At 43.6% G+C, this 14,386-nt stretch carries 17 protein-coding genes; 10 read left to right on the forward strand and 7 right to left on the reverse strand.

Annotation, left to right across the window (positions count from 1 at the left end):
* Window positions 1–2: 2 nt before the first annotated feature.
* The 3 genes from A4G13_RS07785 to A4G13_RS07795 form a co-directional block, all read right to left on the reverse strand.
* Complete coding sequence (locus tag A4G13_RS07785; protein WP_011201250.1) at window positions 3–578, reverse strand: flavin reductase family protein; 576 nt, start codon at window positions 576–578, stop codon at window positions 3–5.
* A gap of 149 nt (window positions 579–727) precedes the next feature.
* Complete coding sequence (locus A4G13_RS07790) at window positions 728–1,243, reverse strand: NAD(P)H-dependent oxidoreductase (RefSeq protein WP_011201249.1); 516 nt, start codon at window positions 1,241–1,243, stop codon at window positions 728–730.
* 15 nt (window positions 1,244–1,258) lie between these two features.
* Window positions 1,259–2,224 carry an aldo/keto reductase gene (locus A4G13_RS07795; protein ID WP_090656500.1) on the reverse strand — a complete coding sequence of 322 codons (966 nt, stop codon included), beginning with the start codon at window positions 2,222–2,224 and terminating at the stop codon, window positions 1,259–1,261.
* Between the two features lie 107 nt (window positions 2,225–2,331).
* Between A4G13_RS07795 and A4G13_RS07800 the strand changes: the two genes are divergently transcribed.
* The 4 genes from A4G13_RS07800 (at window position 2,332) to A4G13_RS07815 (ending at window position 5,025) form a co-directional block, all read left to right on the forward strand.
* Entirely contained in the window at window positions 2,332–3,225 is an 894-nt protein-coding gene (locus A4G13_RS07800) for a LysR family transcriptional regulator (protein WP_090656498.1), read from the forward strand.
* A gap of 119 nt (window positions 3,226–3,344) precedes the next feature.
* Window positions 3,345–3,782 (forward strand): MarR family winged helix-turn-helix transcriptional regulator, encoded by a 438-nt coding sequence (locus tag A4G13_RS07805; RefSeq protein WP_090655457.1) that lies wholly within the window; start codon window positions 3,345–3,347, stop codon window positions 3,780–3,782.
* Entirely contained in the window at window positions 3,782–4,636 is an 855-nt protein-coding gene (locus A4G13_RS07810) for an ABC transporter six-transmembrane domain-containing protein (RefSeq protein ID WP_090655460.1), read from the forward strand. The genes A4G13_RS07805 and A4G13_RS07810 overlap by 1 nt, the downstream gene beginning before the upstream one ends.
* Before the next feature lie 98 nt (window positions 4,637–4,734).
* Window positions 4,735–5,025: a DUF1330 domain-containing protein gene (locus A4G13_RS07815; protein ID WP_041640067.1), complete on the forward strand. Its 291-nt coding sequence runs from the start codon at window positions 4,735–4,737 to the stop codon at window positions 5,023–5,025.
* Window positions 5,026–5,058: 33 nt separating this feature from the next.
* Here A4G13_RS07815 and A4G13_RS07820 read toward each other — a convergent pair whose 3' ends face one another.
* Together A4G13_RS07820 and A4G13_RS07825 are read right to left on the reverse strand one after the other, a co-directional pair.
* The gene (locus A4G13_RS07820) at window positions 5,059–5,958 is read right to left on the reverse strand and encodes a LysR family transcriptional regulator (RefSeq protein WP_090656637.1); all 900 of its coding nucleotides are present in this window, start codon (window positions 5,956–5,958) and stop codon (window positions 5,059–5,061) included.
* Window positions 5,959–5,998: 40 nt separating this feature from the next.
* On the reverse strand, window positions 5,999–6,958 hold the full coding sequence (locus A4G13_RS07825; RefSeq protein WP_090656640.1) for a hypothetical protein: 960 nt from the start codon (window positions 6,956–6,958) through the stop codon (window positions 5,999–6,001).
* A 115-nt stretch (window positions 6,959–7,073) separates the two neighbouring features.
* Between A4G13_RS07825 and A4G13_RS07830 the strand changes: the two genes are divergently transcribed.
* The gene (locus tag A4G13_RS07830) at window positions 7,074–7,745 is read left to right on the forward strand and encodes a nitroreductase family protein (protein ID WP_090656643.1); all 672 of its coding nucleotides are present in this window, start codon (window positions 7,074–7,076) and stop codon (window positions 7,743–7,745) included.
* A 169-nt stretch (window positions 7,746–7,914) separates the two neighbouring features.
* On the opposite strand, the gene A4G13_RS07835 is transcribed toward A4G13_RS07830, so the two are convergent.
* Window positions 7,915–8,823 carry a LysR family transcriptional regulator gene (locus A4G13_RS07835; protein WP_090656645.1) on the reverse strand — a complete coding sequence of 303 codons (909 nt, stop codon included), beginning with the start codon at window positions 8,821–8,823 and terminating at the stop codon, window positions 7,915–7,917.
* 28 nt (window positions 8,824–8,851) lie between these two features.
* A complete protein-coding gene (locus A4G13_RS07840) occupies window positions 8,852–9,718 on the reverse strand; it encodes a LysR family transcriptional regulator (RefSeq protein WP_090656648.1) in 867 nt (288 codons plus the stop codon).
* 138 nt (window positions 9,719–9,856) lie between these two features.
* On the opposite strand from A4G13_RS07840, the gene A4G13_RS07845 reads away from it, so the two are divergent.
* The 5 genes from A4G13_RS07845 (at window position 9,857) to A4G13_RS07865 (ending at window position 14,284) form a co-directional block, all read left to right on the forward strand.
* The gene (locus A4G13_RS07845; RefSeq protein ID WP_176752356.1) at window positions 9,857–10,999 is read left to right on the forward strand and encodes an NADH-dependent flavin oxidoreductase; all 1,143 of its coding nucleotides are present in this window, start codon (window positions 9,857–9,859) and stop codon (window positions 10,997–10,999) included.
* 9 nt (window positions 11,000–11,008) lie between these two features.
* The gene (locus tag A4G13_RS07850) at window positions 11,009–11,863 is read left to right on the forward strand and encodes an alpha/beta fold hydrolase (protein ID WP_011201306.1); all 855 of its coding nucleotides are present in this window, start codon (window positions 11,009–11,011) and stop codon (window positions 11,861–11,863) included.
* Window positions 11,864–11,966: 103 nt separating this feature from the next.
* Window positions 11,967–12,209, forward strand: a complete 243-nt coding sequence (locus tag A4G13_RS10595; protein ID WP_090656653.1) for a tautomerase family protein — start codon at window positions 11,967–11,969, stop codon at window positions 12,207–12,209.
* Window positions 12,203–13,102, forward strand: a complete 900-nt coding sequence (locus A4G13_RS07860; protein ID WP_090656656.1) for a DsbA family protein — start codon at window positions 12,203–12,205, stop codon at window positions 13,100–13,102. Before A4G13_RS10595 ends, A4G13_RS07860 begins: the two co-directional genes overlap by 7 nt.
* A 240-nt stretch (window positions 13,103–13,342) precedes the next feature.
* A complete protein-coding gene (locus A4G13_RS07865; protein ID WP_090656658.1) occupies window positions 13,343–14,284 on the forward strand; it encodes an alpha/beta fold hydrolase in 942 nt (313 codons plus the stop codon).
* Window positions 14,285–14,386: the final 102 nt, after the last annotated feature.

Here is a 14,386-nt window from a genome sequence, read left to right on the forward strand (position 1 = left end):
CCTTATGAATTTAAAATACTTTGCCCAATGCTCCACGCATCGCCCACGCGTTCGCCCAGTGTGAAATAACCACGACTGAACGAGTCAAAGAAAATCATACCCAATTTGCTCGCGTCCACTTTGCCTTGCGCGTCCAGCACCGATTCATCAACCGAGACATTTTTCACGCGCCCAATAATCGTATGGATATGTTCTTGATACAAAATTTCCACCAATTCGCACTCAATTACCAATGTACTGCCGTCAATAATTGGGGCATTGACATATTTCGCTTTGTGCGCAGTTAAGCCTGATTTTTCAAATTTATCAGGATATTGGAAACCTGAATAAGTACCGAAAAAATCCGCATACGGCATCAATTTTTCAGTCGCCAACGTGACGGTAAACGCTTTCATCTTTTCAATATTCAAGTGCGTTTTTTTGTTGGTGTTAATGTTCAAATTGATGTAGCCACCGTGATTTAATGCACCCCAATGCGAATTCATAAAATTCACTCTGCCATCTTCATCATAAGTGCCGATCATAAAAAGCGGTGTTGGGTGTCCGTAGCCAAATTCTCTTGCTGTTAAATCTTTCATTTTTAACCCCTATTGATTGAATGGCGAGATTATAAAACTAGCATTGTTGCTTGCTAATCGCTAAAACAACAAATCAGAATTGCATAATTAGCAATAATAATTCAAAGATTCAGGCTGCCTAAACAATTCAGGCAGCCTGAAAACACAAATTATGCTGATAATACAGCTTGATAACGCGGTACTTGTGCAGCAATTTCATCATCGCTGATATTCAAGCAATTACCCGTTACAAACATTTTGCCGTAATTCATACCCAAATAGCTGGCAATCGTTTCATACGCCACCAAAAATTCTGCTACGGTGTGTCCTGCTAAACCGTCTTTTTGATAAAACTCTTCGCCACCGCCTGTGGTTACGGCAAGCATTAATTCTTTGCCTTTTAAGGCTTGTTTGTCGCCATACGCCCAGCCATAAGCCAATACATCATCCAGCCATTGTTTCAGCAGAGCGGGTGAGCTGTACCAATACATTGGGAATTGCAATACGATACGGTCGGCTTTTTCCAACACCGCTTGTTCGGCGGTCGCGTCGATTTTGCCGTCGGGATAAAGGTCATACAGATAGCGCACTTTTACGCCCGCCACGTCTGCCGCGCCTTTTGCCAAGGCGGCGTTCACGCGGGATTGTTTGATATTCGGATGAACGACTAATACGGTAGTTTTCATGTTTGAATTCCTTAATTAAAAAAATGTTTCGTTAATATCCAGTTTGGACAGAGCGGTGTTGAGATCGGCAAGTTCCTCTGCGCTTAATTCAATCTCTGCGCCTTTAAAGTTTTCTTCCAGACGATGCAGTTTAGTGGTGCCCGGAATCGGCACGATATAAGGTTTTTGCGCCAGCTCCCAAGCCAGTACCACCTGCGCCGAAGTGGCGTTTTTGCTGGCGGCTATTTGAGCTATCAAATCCAATAAGGCTTGGTTTTGCGCCATCACTTCGGGTTTAAAGCGCCCCATCTGGCCGCGGAAATCGCCTTCCTGATATTCGGTATTTTGTGCCACTTTACCGCTTAAAAAACCATTGCCGAGCGGGCTGTACGCCATAAAGCCGATACCCAATTCATCACACATCGGGAACAAATCCTGCTCGGGTTTGCGCCACATCATTGAATACTGATCTTCAATGGCGCTGACGGGGCACACTGCATGAGCACGGCGGATATAATCCGCAGGTGCATTGGAAATCCCCCAGTATTTGATTTTTCCTTCGGCAATCAACGCTTTCATGGTTTGCGCAACCACTTCCGGTTCCACCTTCGGATCAACACGATGTTGATAGAACAGATCGATGTAATCTGTCTGCAAGCGTTGCAATGAACCGTCCAACTGCTCGCGAATAGAAGCGGGGCTACTGTCCAACACCGGCACCGGCTGACCGTCCACCAGTTCCATATCCAACACGCCGAGTTTGGTCGCAATCACCACATTTTCACGATGATCTTTCAGCGCTTTGCCTAATAATTCTTCATTTTCAAAGCCATAAATCGGTGCGGTATCAAACAGATTGCAGCCCAATTCGATGGCTTTATGAATCAGCGTTATCATCGCTTGGCGATCCACAGGCTTGCCATAACCGTGATCCATCCCCATACAGCCCAGCCCCATTTCCGAAACCAGCAAACCTTGGCTGCCTAACTTTCTCATTTTCATCGTAATCTCCTTACGCTTCGTGTTCTGAATAGACGGATTATAACGCTGGCTTCATTGCAGATTAATCGTTAAAATCACAAGACAGTATTGCTAATTTCACAATAATTATGAACAAACTTGACGCCCTCAAATTCTTTATCACCGCCGCAGAAACCCTGAATTTTCGTGAAGCGGCGGTAAAACTCGCCATTTCACCATCGGTGGTCACGCGCACCATTGCCGAGCTGGAAAACCAACTCGGCGAACCGCTGTTTAAACGCAACACCCGCTCGATTACGCTAACCAGCTTCGGCGAACTGTTTTTGCCCAAAGCCAAACGCCTGCTGGAAGATTCCGACGCCCTGTTTCAGACGGCAAAAGACGATAACGAGATGAAAGGCGTTGTGCGGATTACCTTGTTCCGCTTGCCCAATCACGAGCAAATTTTGTACGAATTACTGACCGCACTTCGCCCTTATCCCGAGCTGTTTATCGATTGGCGCTTGGATATGATGCGGCTTGATACCGTTGAGCACCGCATTGACATCGGCATTCGTGTCGGGCGCGAACCCAATCCGAATTTCATCATCAAGCCGATTGCCAAGGTTCAGCATATCTTCGTCGCCGCTCCCGATTTGCTGGAACGCTTGGGCGCACCGAAAGATTTTGAAGACCTGCGCCAACGCTATCCGTTCAGCGGCTTAATCAATCCTGAAACCGGCAAAGTGTGGGAATTTATGCTCGACGGCGTGAATACTTTTCTGCCCCGCCATCTCGAATTTTTCAGCACCGACCCCGACACGCAAATTCAGGCGGCACTGGCGGGAAGAGCGGTGGTACAAGCCAGCGATTTAGCCTGTAAGGAATATTTGGCAAACGGCAGATTGGTCAAAGTCTTGCCCCAAATTCAGCAGGAAAAATGGCAACTTTATCTGTACCGCCCTTATCAAACGATTACCCCAAAACGGGTGATGAAGGTGTTTGAGGTGTTGGAAGGGGTTTTACGGAAATATCTTGGATAAAAATGCCTGTCTGAAGTTTTGTGCTTTCAGACAGGCATTTTTATACCCCCACGATTGACAAAGTCCAAAATTAGACTAAAATACCGCTTTCATTTAGTCCAATATTAGACCTTAATACCATGCAAAACCATATCACTTCCATTGATTTATTAGCCGAAACCATGATGCAGTCGCTTCAGATTTACATGAAGTACGCAAGAAAAATGGGCTTGGCGGAGAACGAATATGTCGTGCTGTATTCCGTTTATCACCATCAGGGCTGTTCGCAGAAAGACATTGTGGCGGATTGGGAATTGCCGAAGCAGACGGTGTCGTTTGTGTGCAAACAGCTTGTTGAACGCGGCTGGTTGGCGTTTGTGCCCGACCCGAATGACAAGCGCGGTAAGTTGATGAATTTGACCGCAGACGGTTTTGCCGTGATTGCGCCGATTATTGAAGCGCAAACGGCGGCGGAGCAACAAAGTGCGGTCGAATTCGGCGAAGAAAAACTGGCGACCTTGGTGCAGGATTTAATCCGCTTAAACAAAGTCTTAAGCAAAAATTTAGGGGTGGAATAATGCAGACATCCAATGCCTTGGGCAACTTAAAATCCATCGCTAAAAACAACAAAAAACGCCTTGCCGGCACTTTTGGTTTAGTGGCGGCGGAAAACGTTTTATTTTTGACCTATCCCGTATTCGGCAGTTTCGCGGTTAATGCGATGATGAGCGGCGATGTGTGGACATCGCTTTCTTATTCATTGTTGGTGCTGGTTATCTGGAGTATCGGCGCCATGCGCCGCGCGGTGGATACCCGCGCATTCGCCCGAATTTATGCGGAACTTGCCGTGCCGGTGGTGGCAAGCCAGCGTGCGAAAGGCTTGGATACCTCTTCCGTTACCGCACGCGTTGCGCTATCCCGCCAGTTTGTGGATTTCTTCGAGCAGCATTTGCCGATTTTGATGATGTCCGCTTTTCAGATTATCGGCTCGGCGCTGATGTTGCTGATTCTGGAATTCTGGGCAGGGGTTACCGCTTGTGCGATTTTGGCGTTCTTCGCCTTTTTAATGCCGAAATACGCCAAAACCAATGATTTGCTCTACCTCAAACTCAACAACCGTTTGGAAAAAGAAGTGGACGTCATCGAGCGCAACAACGGCTACCAGCTCAACAAACACTACGGCTGGCTGGCAAAACTGCGTATCCGCATTTCCAATCGTGAAGCGGCGGGTTATTTGTGGATTGGCGTGGCGATGGCGCTGCTGTTCGGCGTCACCGTGGTGCAAATCGCCACCACCCAAGGCGTAAAAGCCGGGCATATTTATGCGGTGATTACCTACTTATGGCAATTTGCCATGAGCCTGGACGATATGCCGCGATTGCTGGAGGAGTTTTCCAATTTGAAAGATATTGGCAAGCGGGTGGAGGTTTAAGCTGCCTGCAAGCGGTAAAAAAACATCAAAAATTTGCGAAACCGCACCAACAAACCGCTAAAATAGCGAAATGTTTAACAGAAAATAAGGAAAATCATATGACAGCTTATGTTGTTTTTATTCGGGACGAAATGAAAGACCAAGCGGCTTACGACCGTTATCTGCAATTGGGCGTGCCGACGCTCGCCCCTTTCGGCGGCGAAATTTTGGTGGCCAACGGGGCGCACGAAGCCTTTGAAGGGGCGGATTTTGACGGCTCGGTCGTGCTGCGTTTTCCCGATATGGCGTCAGCCCGCGCGTGGTACACCAGCCCGGAATACGAAGCGGTGAAATCCATGCGCCTAGAAGCAACGCTCGGACGCGCGGTGCTACTGGAAGGGGTGGCTTAAACATAGTAAGGCGGGCGGGAATGCCCGCTTTTTTCAGACAGGCATTCCTTCCCCGCCAACCCAATCCTTTAAAAACCCGATAAACGCCTTCACCACTGCCGATTGATGGCGGTGCGGCAAATACAGGGCATAGGTTTTATAACTGGCTGAAGACGGATAATCCGCCAAAATTGGCACAACTTTATTTTGTTCAATCAACTTCTTAGCAGTATATTCCGAGATAAAACACAGCGCGCGCCCTGTGGTCGCAAGGTGAATGATTGCCGAATTGTCGTTGGATAAAAACATACACGGCACATCCAGCGATTGATTTTTGCCTTGTTGATTTTGCCATTCAAAAACAATACTTTTTTGCCCCAAGCGGCCGAAGCTAGCGCAAGGGAAGTTGACTAAATCCTGCGGCGTTTGCGGTTCGCCAAATTTTTGAATAAATTCATGACCGGCAACCCACGCCCCGCTAAATTGCATTATCAGCATCGCTATCACATTATCCGTTTGTAATTCCCCCGAACGAAAAGCCACATCAATACCGTCCGCCACCAAATCCACCACCCGTTCAGTCGCTTGACAATACACCTGCACATCAGGAAAGCGTTGCTGAAAAGCCAGCACCATTTCCCAAATATGGTCGGCGGCAATGGTGGTGGAAATCCGTAACATCCCGCCTAAAGCCTGCTTGTCGGATTGCAAATTGCGCTCGGTATGCAGCAGATTATCAATATTCAAATACACTTGCTCATAAAACAACTGCCCTTGCGCAGTGGGCTTTACGCCCGTTTTATGGCGGTCAAGCAGTTGGATATTCAGCGATTGTTCCAGCAGTTTGATTTGTCGGCTGATGGTGGCAATGGGTACGCCCAGTTCATCGCTGGCTTTAGATAAACTGCCTGCTTGCACGGTGGCGACAAATAGGCGGACGGCGTTTAAGTCCATGTTTGTTCCTTAAATCATATAAGAATTCGTATAAAGCAATTCAGTTATCCATAGAAGGAATAAGTTTTATATCTTGATTATCAATTTCTCCTATTAGCTCGTCATCACAAGTATCTTTTAATTGATATAATATATTTAGTAGTACACCTATGGGATTATTCCAATTTTTAATAATTATTTCATTAACAATGTAAGAATAATTACTATTTTCATGGTAACTAATATGAGACTTTCCGTAATTAAAAATAATCCTGAATTCATTAATTACAAAGTAAAAATCACGAACAACAAAACTATTTTTTTCAAATAAAACATTTAACTTTGGGTACTTTCCTTCATAAAAAAACTCTTCTATATAAAAAACACCTTTTTTATATCCATCCACAGCACCTATGCCTAATACGCACAAATTAGGCTTATGATTCCAAAAGCTATCTTGAAATAATTTATCGCCGTGATTTCCTTCTATTTCTCCAAAAATAGCAATGTTTTTGTCTTCATCTGTATCTTTTAAAATTAAGCAAAAATCTGAATTTTTCACTAAATAATCTTTTTCAAGAAAATCTAATTCAGTATATCTAGGGTAAATTTCATCATATCTTCTGGAGATTTTGCTAGATAATTCCGAATCAAGACCTGAAATATAAAATCTGAAGTCATTATAGTTTTGATAATGTGGAATATTAAATAATCCATCAAGATTTTCCTTTATCCCATCCACGATTTTTAATCCCATTCGATGATTTAAAAAATGAACCATAAAATATTGCATTCCCCAATTCTGAATAGAATTAGCCATTAAATCAAAGAAACTATTTGGATATTGGCTTTTCATTGCAGCAAGAGAACTTATTGAATGACTACCGCCTACGGCACGAAATTGCAAATTTTTATGATATGCCAAGCATTCCAATATAGAAATAAATTGCATACTCCAATATGATAAAGAATTATCATAAATTGGCATATTGTATTCATTTAATAAATGTATTTTAGCCATGACTTAACCAGCATTTCCAAATATGAAAACCAAATTCTCATTTTACGCTATTCTATACCAAATTTAAATGTATTAAACTACGCACCATCAATCACTCTTCAATAGGAAACCCCAAATGTTAGACTTTGAAACCACCGTTCGCGCCCGCCATTCTGTGCGCCAATTTTTGCCGACACCAATGACCAACGCGCAAATCCGTGAAGTCGCTGAAGATGCCCGCCGTTCGCCGTCATCCACCAACACCCAACCGTGGAGCGTGCATATCGTGTCGGGCGAGACCTTGGCACGGCTGAAAAAGCGCATTATGGAAAAATTTGAACAAGGCGAACTTTGCCCCGATTTTGCCTACGACCAAAGCAAATTTGACGGCATTTACGAACCCCGCTGGCGTGAGTTTTATAAAGAAATGTTCGCCGCCAACGGCGTTACTCGTGATGACAGCGAAGGCCGCAAAAAAATCACCCGCCGCAACGCCGAATTTTACGACGCACCGCATGCCGCCTTTTTGTTTATGCCGGATGTGGGCGACGGCAACGTGAATGCCGCGTCTGATATGGGGATGTATTCGCAAACCTTTTTGCTGTCGCTCACCGCGCGTGGTTTTGGCGGCATTCCGATGTTATTTTTGGCGATGTTTGCCGATGTGGTGCGTGAAGAATTAGGCATTTCGCCCGATTTCAAACTGCTGCACGGTATTGCCTTTGGCTACCCTGATAAAGACGCTCCAATCAATCAATTCCGCTCTAAACGAGCAAGCGTTGATGAGACGGTGACTTTTTATGAGTAAGGCTTTTTAGCCAGTTTGATAAAAAACACTTAGGGCGAAACGGATTGCCTTACGCCCTGTGGTGCAGCGTGCAATGATGTTGCCAGCCGATTGCTTAAATTTTTGTACCGCTGCGTGAAAACTGTGATTGAGGATTTAATGCAGGATCTTGTATCAATTTGACCGCTTGCTACCATCCCAACTCCTCCATCTTTTCCTGCAAAAACTCAATCAACACCTGCACGCGTTTCACTTTTTGCGATTTTGGTTGGTAATACAAATACATGGGTTGGAAGGTCTGCCAATGCTTTTTTAACACGGGCAACAGATCGATTTTGCTTTCCAACCGCTCGTATTGCGGTTCAAAAATCCGCCCGATACCGAATCCTTGGCGGATGGCGTCAATTGCCATTTCACTATCGTTGAGAATCAGCGACATCGGCATTTCGATCGTATGCGGTTGCCCGTTTTCCATCAGTGTGAGCGGGTGGAAGCGGTTGGCGGTGATAAAGCGGTAGCCGATAAGTTGATGATGGGCTAGGTCGGCGAGGGTTCTCGGTGTGCCGAATTTCTGGGCGTATTGGGGTGAGATAAACAAGCCTTCACGGATTTCGCCCGTTAGTCTGCGTGCCACAATACCTTCTTCTAAATGATTACCGAAGCGGATACCTAAGTCGAACTGTTCGTCAATCAAATTGACGGTGGCGTTGTTAATGGAAATATCCAGCACGATATGCGGATAACGTTCGCGAAACTCAGCATAAACGGGCTGTAAAATCAGCGAAAATGCCACTTGTGACACCGTAATCCGCACCGTGCCGGTGGGCGTTTGGGCGAGCGTTTTGGCGTTTTCAAAGGCTTGCGACAGCGTGTCCACCGCCTGCACGGTTTGTTCCAGCAGTTGTACGCCTGTTTCGGTCAGTTGAATTTTACGCGTGCTACGCTGAAACAGTGGCACGCCCAAGCGGTTTTCCAACTGGCGTAAGGCTTTGCTGACCGCCGGCACGGAAATGCTTAATGCTCTGGCACAAGCGGAAATCGAGCCTTCTTTGGCGATGGTTTGGAAGATGAGAAGTTGTCCGTATTCGGTGCTGTTCATTGAAGTTATCCTATTTTTTTATCATATACTAAACCAAGCTATTTACTATCGCTTTTACCTTTGGCTGTAAATGTAATTTCTTCTGCCATAACACATAAATAGGTTCAGGTGGTGGCGTAAATTCAGGGAGTAATTGTACCAATTTACCTGCTTCTACGGCTGGTTGAATGAGCCAATCAGGTAAAAAGGCAATGCCACAATCCGCCAATACCGCCTGTAAACGTGCATCGCCGTCATTGATTTGGTGCTGTACATTTAGGGGGAATCCTGTTGATTTGCCTTGTTCGTTCATCAACCGCCAAGAAATTTGATTGCCTACAATGCAGGGAAAATGAGTTAAATCATCTGGGTGGTTGAGTTTTCCCCACTTTGACACAAAGGCAGGTGTCGCACAAAGTTGATTTTGAAAACAATCAATTTGTTTGGCAATAATGTCTGTTAAATCTGCTAATTCCCCAAATCGCACAGCAATATCAATATGTTCCGCAATCATATCCACTTTGCGATCTTGAAAGCTAATATTTAAATGAAGCTTTGGATAATCTGCTTGTATGGCAAGCAATTTGGGCAAAATATGACTGCGCCCATAAGTGGTGGGCAAATCAATTCGTATTTCGCCAATAATTTGTTGTGATTGACTAGAAAGTAACAATTTCGCCTGTTCTAATTCTTCCATCATTCGCCGACAACTTGCTAGCCAAACTTCACCTTCTCGAGTCAGCGTGATTTTACGGGTTGATCGGTGAAAAAGCTGCGTATTCAATCGTTGTTCCAATCTTGAAATACTTTTTCCCACCGCAGAACCTGTTAAATTCAATCGTTCTGCTGCAGCACTGAAACTGCCCATTTCTACTGTCATTAAAAATTCTTCAATACCTGAAAATTTATCATTCATTTGTAAAAATCCTTAAAGTTTAACCGCTCTTATTATGGAATAAAATTCCATAATATTTATCATATTTTCATCTTAATCAATTTATAGGAATAAGTAAAATAAGCCGTAACAAAATTGACTTAAAAGGAACACAAAATGATGAACCCAAAATATCAGCCTTTATTTGAACCCTATACACTCAACAATGGTGTGGAAATTAAAAATCGTCTCACAGTCGCACCACTCACGATTTACGATTCAGGCAAAGATGGCGAAATGACCGAAACAGGTCGCCGTTTTTGGCAAAATCGCTTTGAGGGTTTTGGCTTGTACATTATGCCGTTTACCAATGTTCACCCTAGCGGCATAGGCTTTGAATCGCCCAATGCTTTTGATGAACGCCATTTGCCGACCTTGCGTGAATACGCCGAAATGGCGCATTCACAAGGTGCAAAAGCGGTGGTGCAGATTGCTCATAGCGGTTTGCGAGCTGATCCTGCGATGACACAAGGTGCAGAGTTAGTAGCTGCGACAGGTGATTATTACGGACGTTTCCGCACAATGAGCGAACAAGAAGTATGGGATATGGTGACAAACTATGCTTATGCGGCGGAACTGGTGTTGCGAGCAGGTTTTGATGGTGTGGAAATTCACGGTGCAAATGGTTGGCAAATTCAACAATTCTTTTCAGCCAGCACCAATTTGCGTAACGATTATTGGGGTGGGACGCTGGAAAAACGAATGCGTTTCCCTCTGGCAATTATTGATGGGATTGATGAAATGCGTCAAAAACATAACCGACCTGATTTTATTATTGGTTATCGTTTCTCGCCCGAAGAGCCCGGGGAGGATGGCATTACGATGAAAGAAACGCTGGCGTTGGTGGATGCGTTGTTAGAAAAACCATTGCAATATTTGCACATTTCGCTTTGGGATTTTTATAAAAAAGTTCGCCGTGGTGCAGATACCCATTTAACCCGAATGCAAGTAGTACACGACCGTATTGCAGGGCGTTTGCCATTCTTTGGTTCAGGTAATCTTTACACCGCAGATGATATGCTCAAAGCCTATCAAACAGGCTGGGTAGAAAGTGTTTCTATTGGCAAAAGTATTATGCTCAATCCAAATCTTGTCGAACTGATTGAGACAGGACGAGAAAGCGAAATTGAAAGCGCATTTGACTGGGATAAAGCCGATTACTATCGCTATACCCCCGCAATGTTAGACGGCACTCGTGCAGGGACAGACTTCTTCCCGCCGTCTAAACAGAATGGCGTGCGATATAAAACCAATCATTTCTAGGCGAAAAATATGCAAAAACTGAAAATTGAAACACAAAGTGGTACGTTACTTGATGGCGTATTGTTCAGTCAAACGCCATCAAAAACGGTAATCATTGCCATCACAGGCATTCACGGTAATTTTTATTCTAACCCATTTTATTACAACATTGGCCACACATTGAGTCAAAGTGGTATTGATTTTATTTATGCACAAACTCGAAATGCGTTCGGTAAAACGGATTTTGTGAACCCTAAAACAGGACAGCCGGAAAGTATTGGTTCGTGGAATGAGGATTTTGCAAAAACCATTGAAGATTTAACCGCTTACGTTGATTTTGCCGAACAAAAAGGCTATCAACATATTGTGCTGGCAGGGCATTCGCTAGGGGCAAATAAGGTGATTCATTATCTTGCCGAAACCCAAGACAAACGTGTGGCGAAGTTTATTTTGCTCAGCCCAGCAAACGTTACGCATTTAACCAATGCAATCAGTGAACAACAACGAGCTTACATTCGTCATCAAGTCGAAAAGGGTAATAGTCAAAGATTATTACCTTTTGAGTTATTTGGCTGGTTGCCTTGTATTGCTGATACAGCATTTCAATGGCTCTATTCACCGTTGTTGAATAATGTTCACGTGGAACCTAATAGCGATTTTTCGCAAGTGGCAAAAATTCAGCACACTGGAGCATTGCTGATTGGTACGCTTGATCGTTTTACTTACGGAGATCCGCCAGGTTTTTTGCGAAATATCAATAACCATTTCCAAAGTGCGGACAAAAATACGCTGATTTTTATTGAAAATACAGGGCATACTTATCAGCAAAAAGAGCAGGAAGTGGCGGATAAATTGTTGGATTTAGTGAAAGATTGGGGGTATTAAATGCCATTTATTACTTTTAAAACTAACTTAACGCTTACGGCAACTTAAATCAGGTTTTGGGAAGGTAATAGAATTTGTACCATACAAATCAGAGCAATCGTTGATGATAGATTTTCACGATCAAGTAAATTTGTATCTAAAAGGTGATAACCGAGATTCTATGGCATATTTGCGGATTGCCGTATTTGGCAATCCTACACATCAAGGATATGCTGAATTAAGCCACGTTGTAACCCAATTAATATCACAAATTTTACACATTTCACCCCAACATATTTACATTCAATATGAGGATATTCCAAGTTGGGCGGTTGCGGGAATGTTTTTTGAGTCAAACATATGCTAAAAATCACCACCTTTACCGACCCAATGATGGGCTTATCTTACGAAAGTGAGCCATTTTTCCGTAAACTGGAAACACATTTTGCAGGTCATATTGAATTTCATACCGTTATGGCAGGTTTAGTACGAAATGTTTATGATTTTGTCAATCCTGCTGACCTTGCCATTAGCGAAGCGATGGCGATTGAACGCTATTTGCCACACCTTGCTGCCATTTACAATGCAGAGCAAAGCATTAGTGGAATGCCGATTTCAATGGAAAATTTGGATTTATTCTCCACGGATCGCACATCATCAATTCCGCTTAATCTTGCTTACAAAACCGTGCAACAGTTAGCACCTGAAAAGGCAGATGAATTTCTCTACCGCTTACGTTTTGCCACCATTGTGGAAGTTCGCCCAACAACAAAGTTAAATGAACTTGCCAGAGTAGCGGGACAAGTTGGCATAAACGAACAAACATTTCTCAACGCGTATCATCTTGATGACGTTAAGGCATCGTTAACAGAAGATTTTCAACGATTCCAACAACTTGGCATTCGTGGTCTGCCAGCTTATTTATTGGAATATCAGGGTAAACAAGTCGTGGTCAATGGCGTATTAGATGACCGACAATTTTTTATCCTGATTGCTCAATTAACACAAAATAATCTATTGCCCCAAAAACCAGAAATAAGTCAAAGTACGGTCAAAAATTTGATTGAAAAACACAAACTCATTTCGCCTATTGAAATTCAATATGCTTTTGGTTTAGCAAGCGTAAATGATATTATGCCTTATCTCAATCCCCTTTTAATGAATGGCGAAATCAAACGAATTGAAGTTAAAGACAGGAGGAAGTTGAGTTCATTGAATTATTCCTTTTTCAGCCTATACGGGCCGTATAGGGTTCTTTGAGCCGAGCTGCTTCACAGTTCTTAATAACAAAGATAATAGAGCGATAGCGTGACTCGGTTTAATTAACCTAGCAAGGCTCGTGCCAGGTGGTAAAATTAAATAATATTTAACTTATGGTTAAGGGTTTTATAACTTATTCTAATCTAGTAAATAAAAATCTGAAAGCTAAAATAGTTGTCATTCGTAGGGTGCGTGTGAACGCACCATTTCAATTATCGTTAATCCACATAAGGAAAGATTATGACTATTTCAGCGCTCGACTTCTTCAAACGTGACGTCACTTTGCCCAACCAGTTAGACGGTTTGCCGCACAAATTATCCGATGTAACAGGCTTGCAAATCGGCTCGTTCAAAACCAATGACGGCGTGTCGCTAAACTATTGGAAAGCGGGCTCGGGCGAACCGTTGGTGTTCGTGCCTGGTTGGTCGTCAAACGGGGCGGAATACATCAATTTAATCCATTTGTTGAAAGATAAATTTACCGTTTATGTGTTGGACCAACGCAATCACGGCTTGTCGGACAAAGTGAAATTCGGCAACCGTATCAGCCGTTTCGCAATGGATTTACACGAATTTTTCAACGCCGAAAATATTGAAAAAGCGCACTTGTGCGGCTGGTCGATGGGTTGTTCGGTGATTTGGGGCTATGTGGATTTGTTCGGTACCAGCCGTGTAGAAAAATTTGTGTTTATTGATGAAGCACCATCAATTTATTGTCATAGCAACTGGACGGAAGAAGAACGTATCAACGCTGGTGCATTTACCACCTCTGCCGAGATGATGATTGATATGTATTACGGACGTGGCACGTGCAATATGTTGCAAGTAAATACGGATTTATTCAATTTCTACAACACGATTGATGCGCCGGCCTTTGAAAACTCAATGGCACTATGTGATCAAGTCTGCCCACACGATAAAGACGCATTGGAACAGGTATTGTTTGACCATATTCTGAACGACTGGCGAGATGTGCTTATCAATAAAATCGACAAACCGACTTTAGTAGTGTCAGGCGAACACAGCAACTGGGTGGAAAGCCAACGCTGGATTGCCCAAACCGTGCCGAACAGTGAGGACTTGATTTACGGCAAACACGAACACGGCGACCATTTCCTGCATTTGAAAATGCCGCAAAAATTCGCAGGCGAATTGACGGAATTTTTAAATAGAATGTCGTAATAAAATCCATCATATTCAGCCTAAGTAGTAGCAAAACAAAAAGAGTTTCATAGGTAGCGCATTTTAAATAAAGCTGTTTTGGGCGAATAATCAATTAAAGTG

Origin of the sequence: Basfia succiniciproducens, from assembly GCF_011455875.1 — a bacterium.
Taxonomy (GTDB): Bacteria; Pseudomonadota; Gammaproteobacteria; order Enterobacterales; family Pasteurellaceae; genus Basfia; species Basfia succiniciproducens.

What these genes read in the sequence shown, in the direction of transcription:
- A4G13_RS07815 (WP_041640067.1), top strand. Translation starts at nt 4,735, where the DNA reads ATGACAGCTTATGTTGTTTTTATTCGGGACGAAATGAAAGACCAAGCG.
- A4G13_RS07830 (WP_090656643.1), top strand. Translation starts at nt 7,074, where the DNA reads ATGTTAGACTTTGAAACCACCGTTCGCGCCCGCCATTCTGTGCGCCAA.
- A4G13_RS07835 (WP_090656645.1), bottom strand. Translation starts at nt 8,823, where the DNA reads ATGAACAGCACCGAATACGGACAACTTCTCATCTTCCAAACCATCGCC.
- A4G13_RS10595 (WP_090656653.1), top strand. Translation starts at nt 11,967, where the DNA reads ATGATAGATTTTCACGATCAAGTAAATTTGTATCTAAAAGGTGATAAC.
- A4G13_RS07820 (WP_090656637.1), bottom strand. Translation starts at nt 5,958, where the DNA reads ATGGACTTAAACGCCGTCCGCCTATTTGTCGCCACCGTGCAAGCAGGC.
- A4G13_RS07795 (WP_090656500.1), bottom strand. Translation starts at nt 2,224, where the DNA reads ATGAAAATGAGAAAGTTAGGCAGCCAAGGTTTGCTGGTTTCGGAAATG.
- A4G13_RS07800 (WP_090656498.1), top strand. Translation starts at nt 2,332, where the DNA reads ATGAACAAACTTGACGCCCTCAAATTCTTTATCACCGCCGCAGAAACC.
- A4G13_RS07805 (WP_090655457.1), top strand. Translation starts at nt 3,345, where the DNA reads ATGCAAAACCATATCACTTCCATTGATTTATTAGCCGAAACCATGATG.
- A4G13_RS07865 (WP_090656658.1), top strand. Translation starts at nt 13,343, where the DNA reads ATGACTATTTCAGCGCTCGACTTCTTCAAACGTGACGTCACTTTGCCC.
- A4G13_RS07840 (WP_090656648.1), bottom strand. Translation starts at nt 9,718, where the DNA reads ATGAATGATAAATTTTCAGGTATTGAAGAATTTTTAATGACAGTAGAA.
- A4G13_RS07790 (WP_011201249.1), bottom strand. Translation starts at nt 1,243, where the DNA reads ATGAAAACTACCGTATTAGTCGTTCATCCGAATATCAAACAATCCCGC.
- A4G13_RS07860 (WP_090656656.1), top strand. Translation starts at nt 12,203, where the DNA reads ATGCTAAAAATCACCACCTTTACCGACCCAATGATGGGCTTATCTTAC.
- A4G13_RS07850 (WP_011201306.1), top strand. Translation starts at nt 11,009, where the DNA reads ATGCAAAAACTGAAAATTGAAACACAAAGTGGTACGTTACTTGATGGC.
- A4G13_RS07810 (WP_090655460.1), top strand. Translation starts at nt 3,782, where the DNA reads ATGCAGACATCCAATGCCTTGGGCAACTTAAAATCCATCGCTAAAAAC.
- A4G13_RS07845 (WP_176752356.1), top strand. Translation starts at nt 9,857, where the DNA reads ATGAACCCAAAATATCAGCCTTTATTTGAACCCTATACACTCAACAAT.
- A4G13_RS07825 (WP_090656640.1), bottom strand. Translation starts at nt 6,958, where the DNA reads ATGGCTAAAATACATTTATTAAATGAATACAATATGCCAATTTATGAT.
- A4G13_RS07785 (WP_011201250.1), bottom strand. Translation starts at nt 578, where the DNA reads ATGAAAGATTTAACAGCAAGAGAATTTGGCTACGGACACCCAACACCG.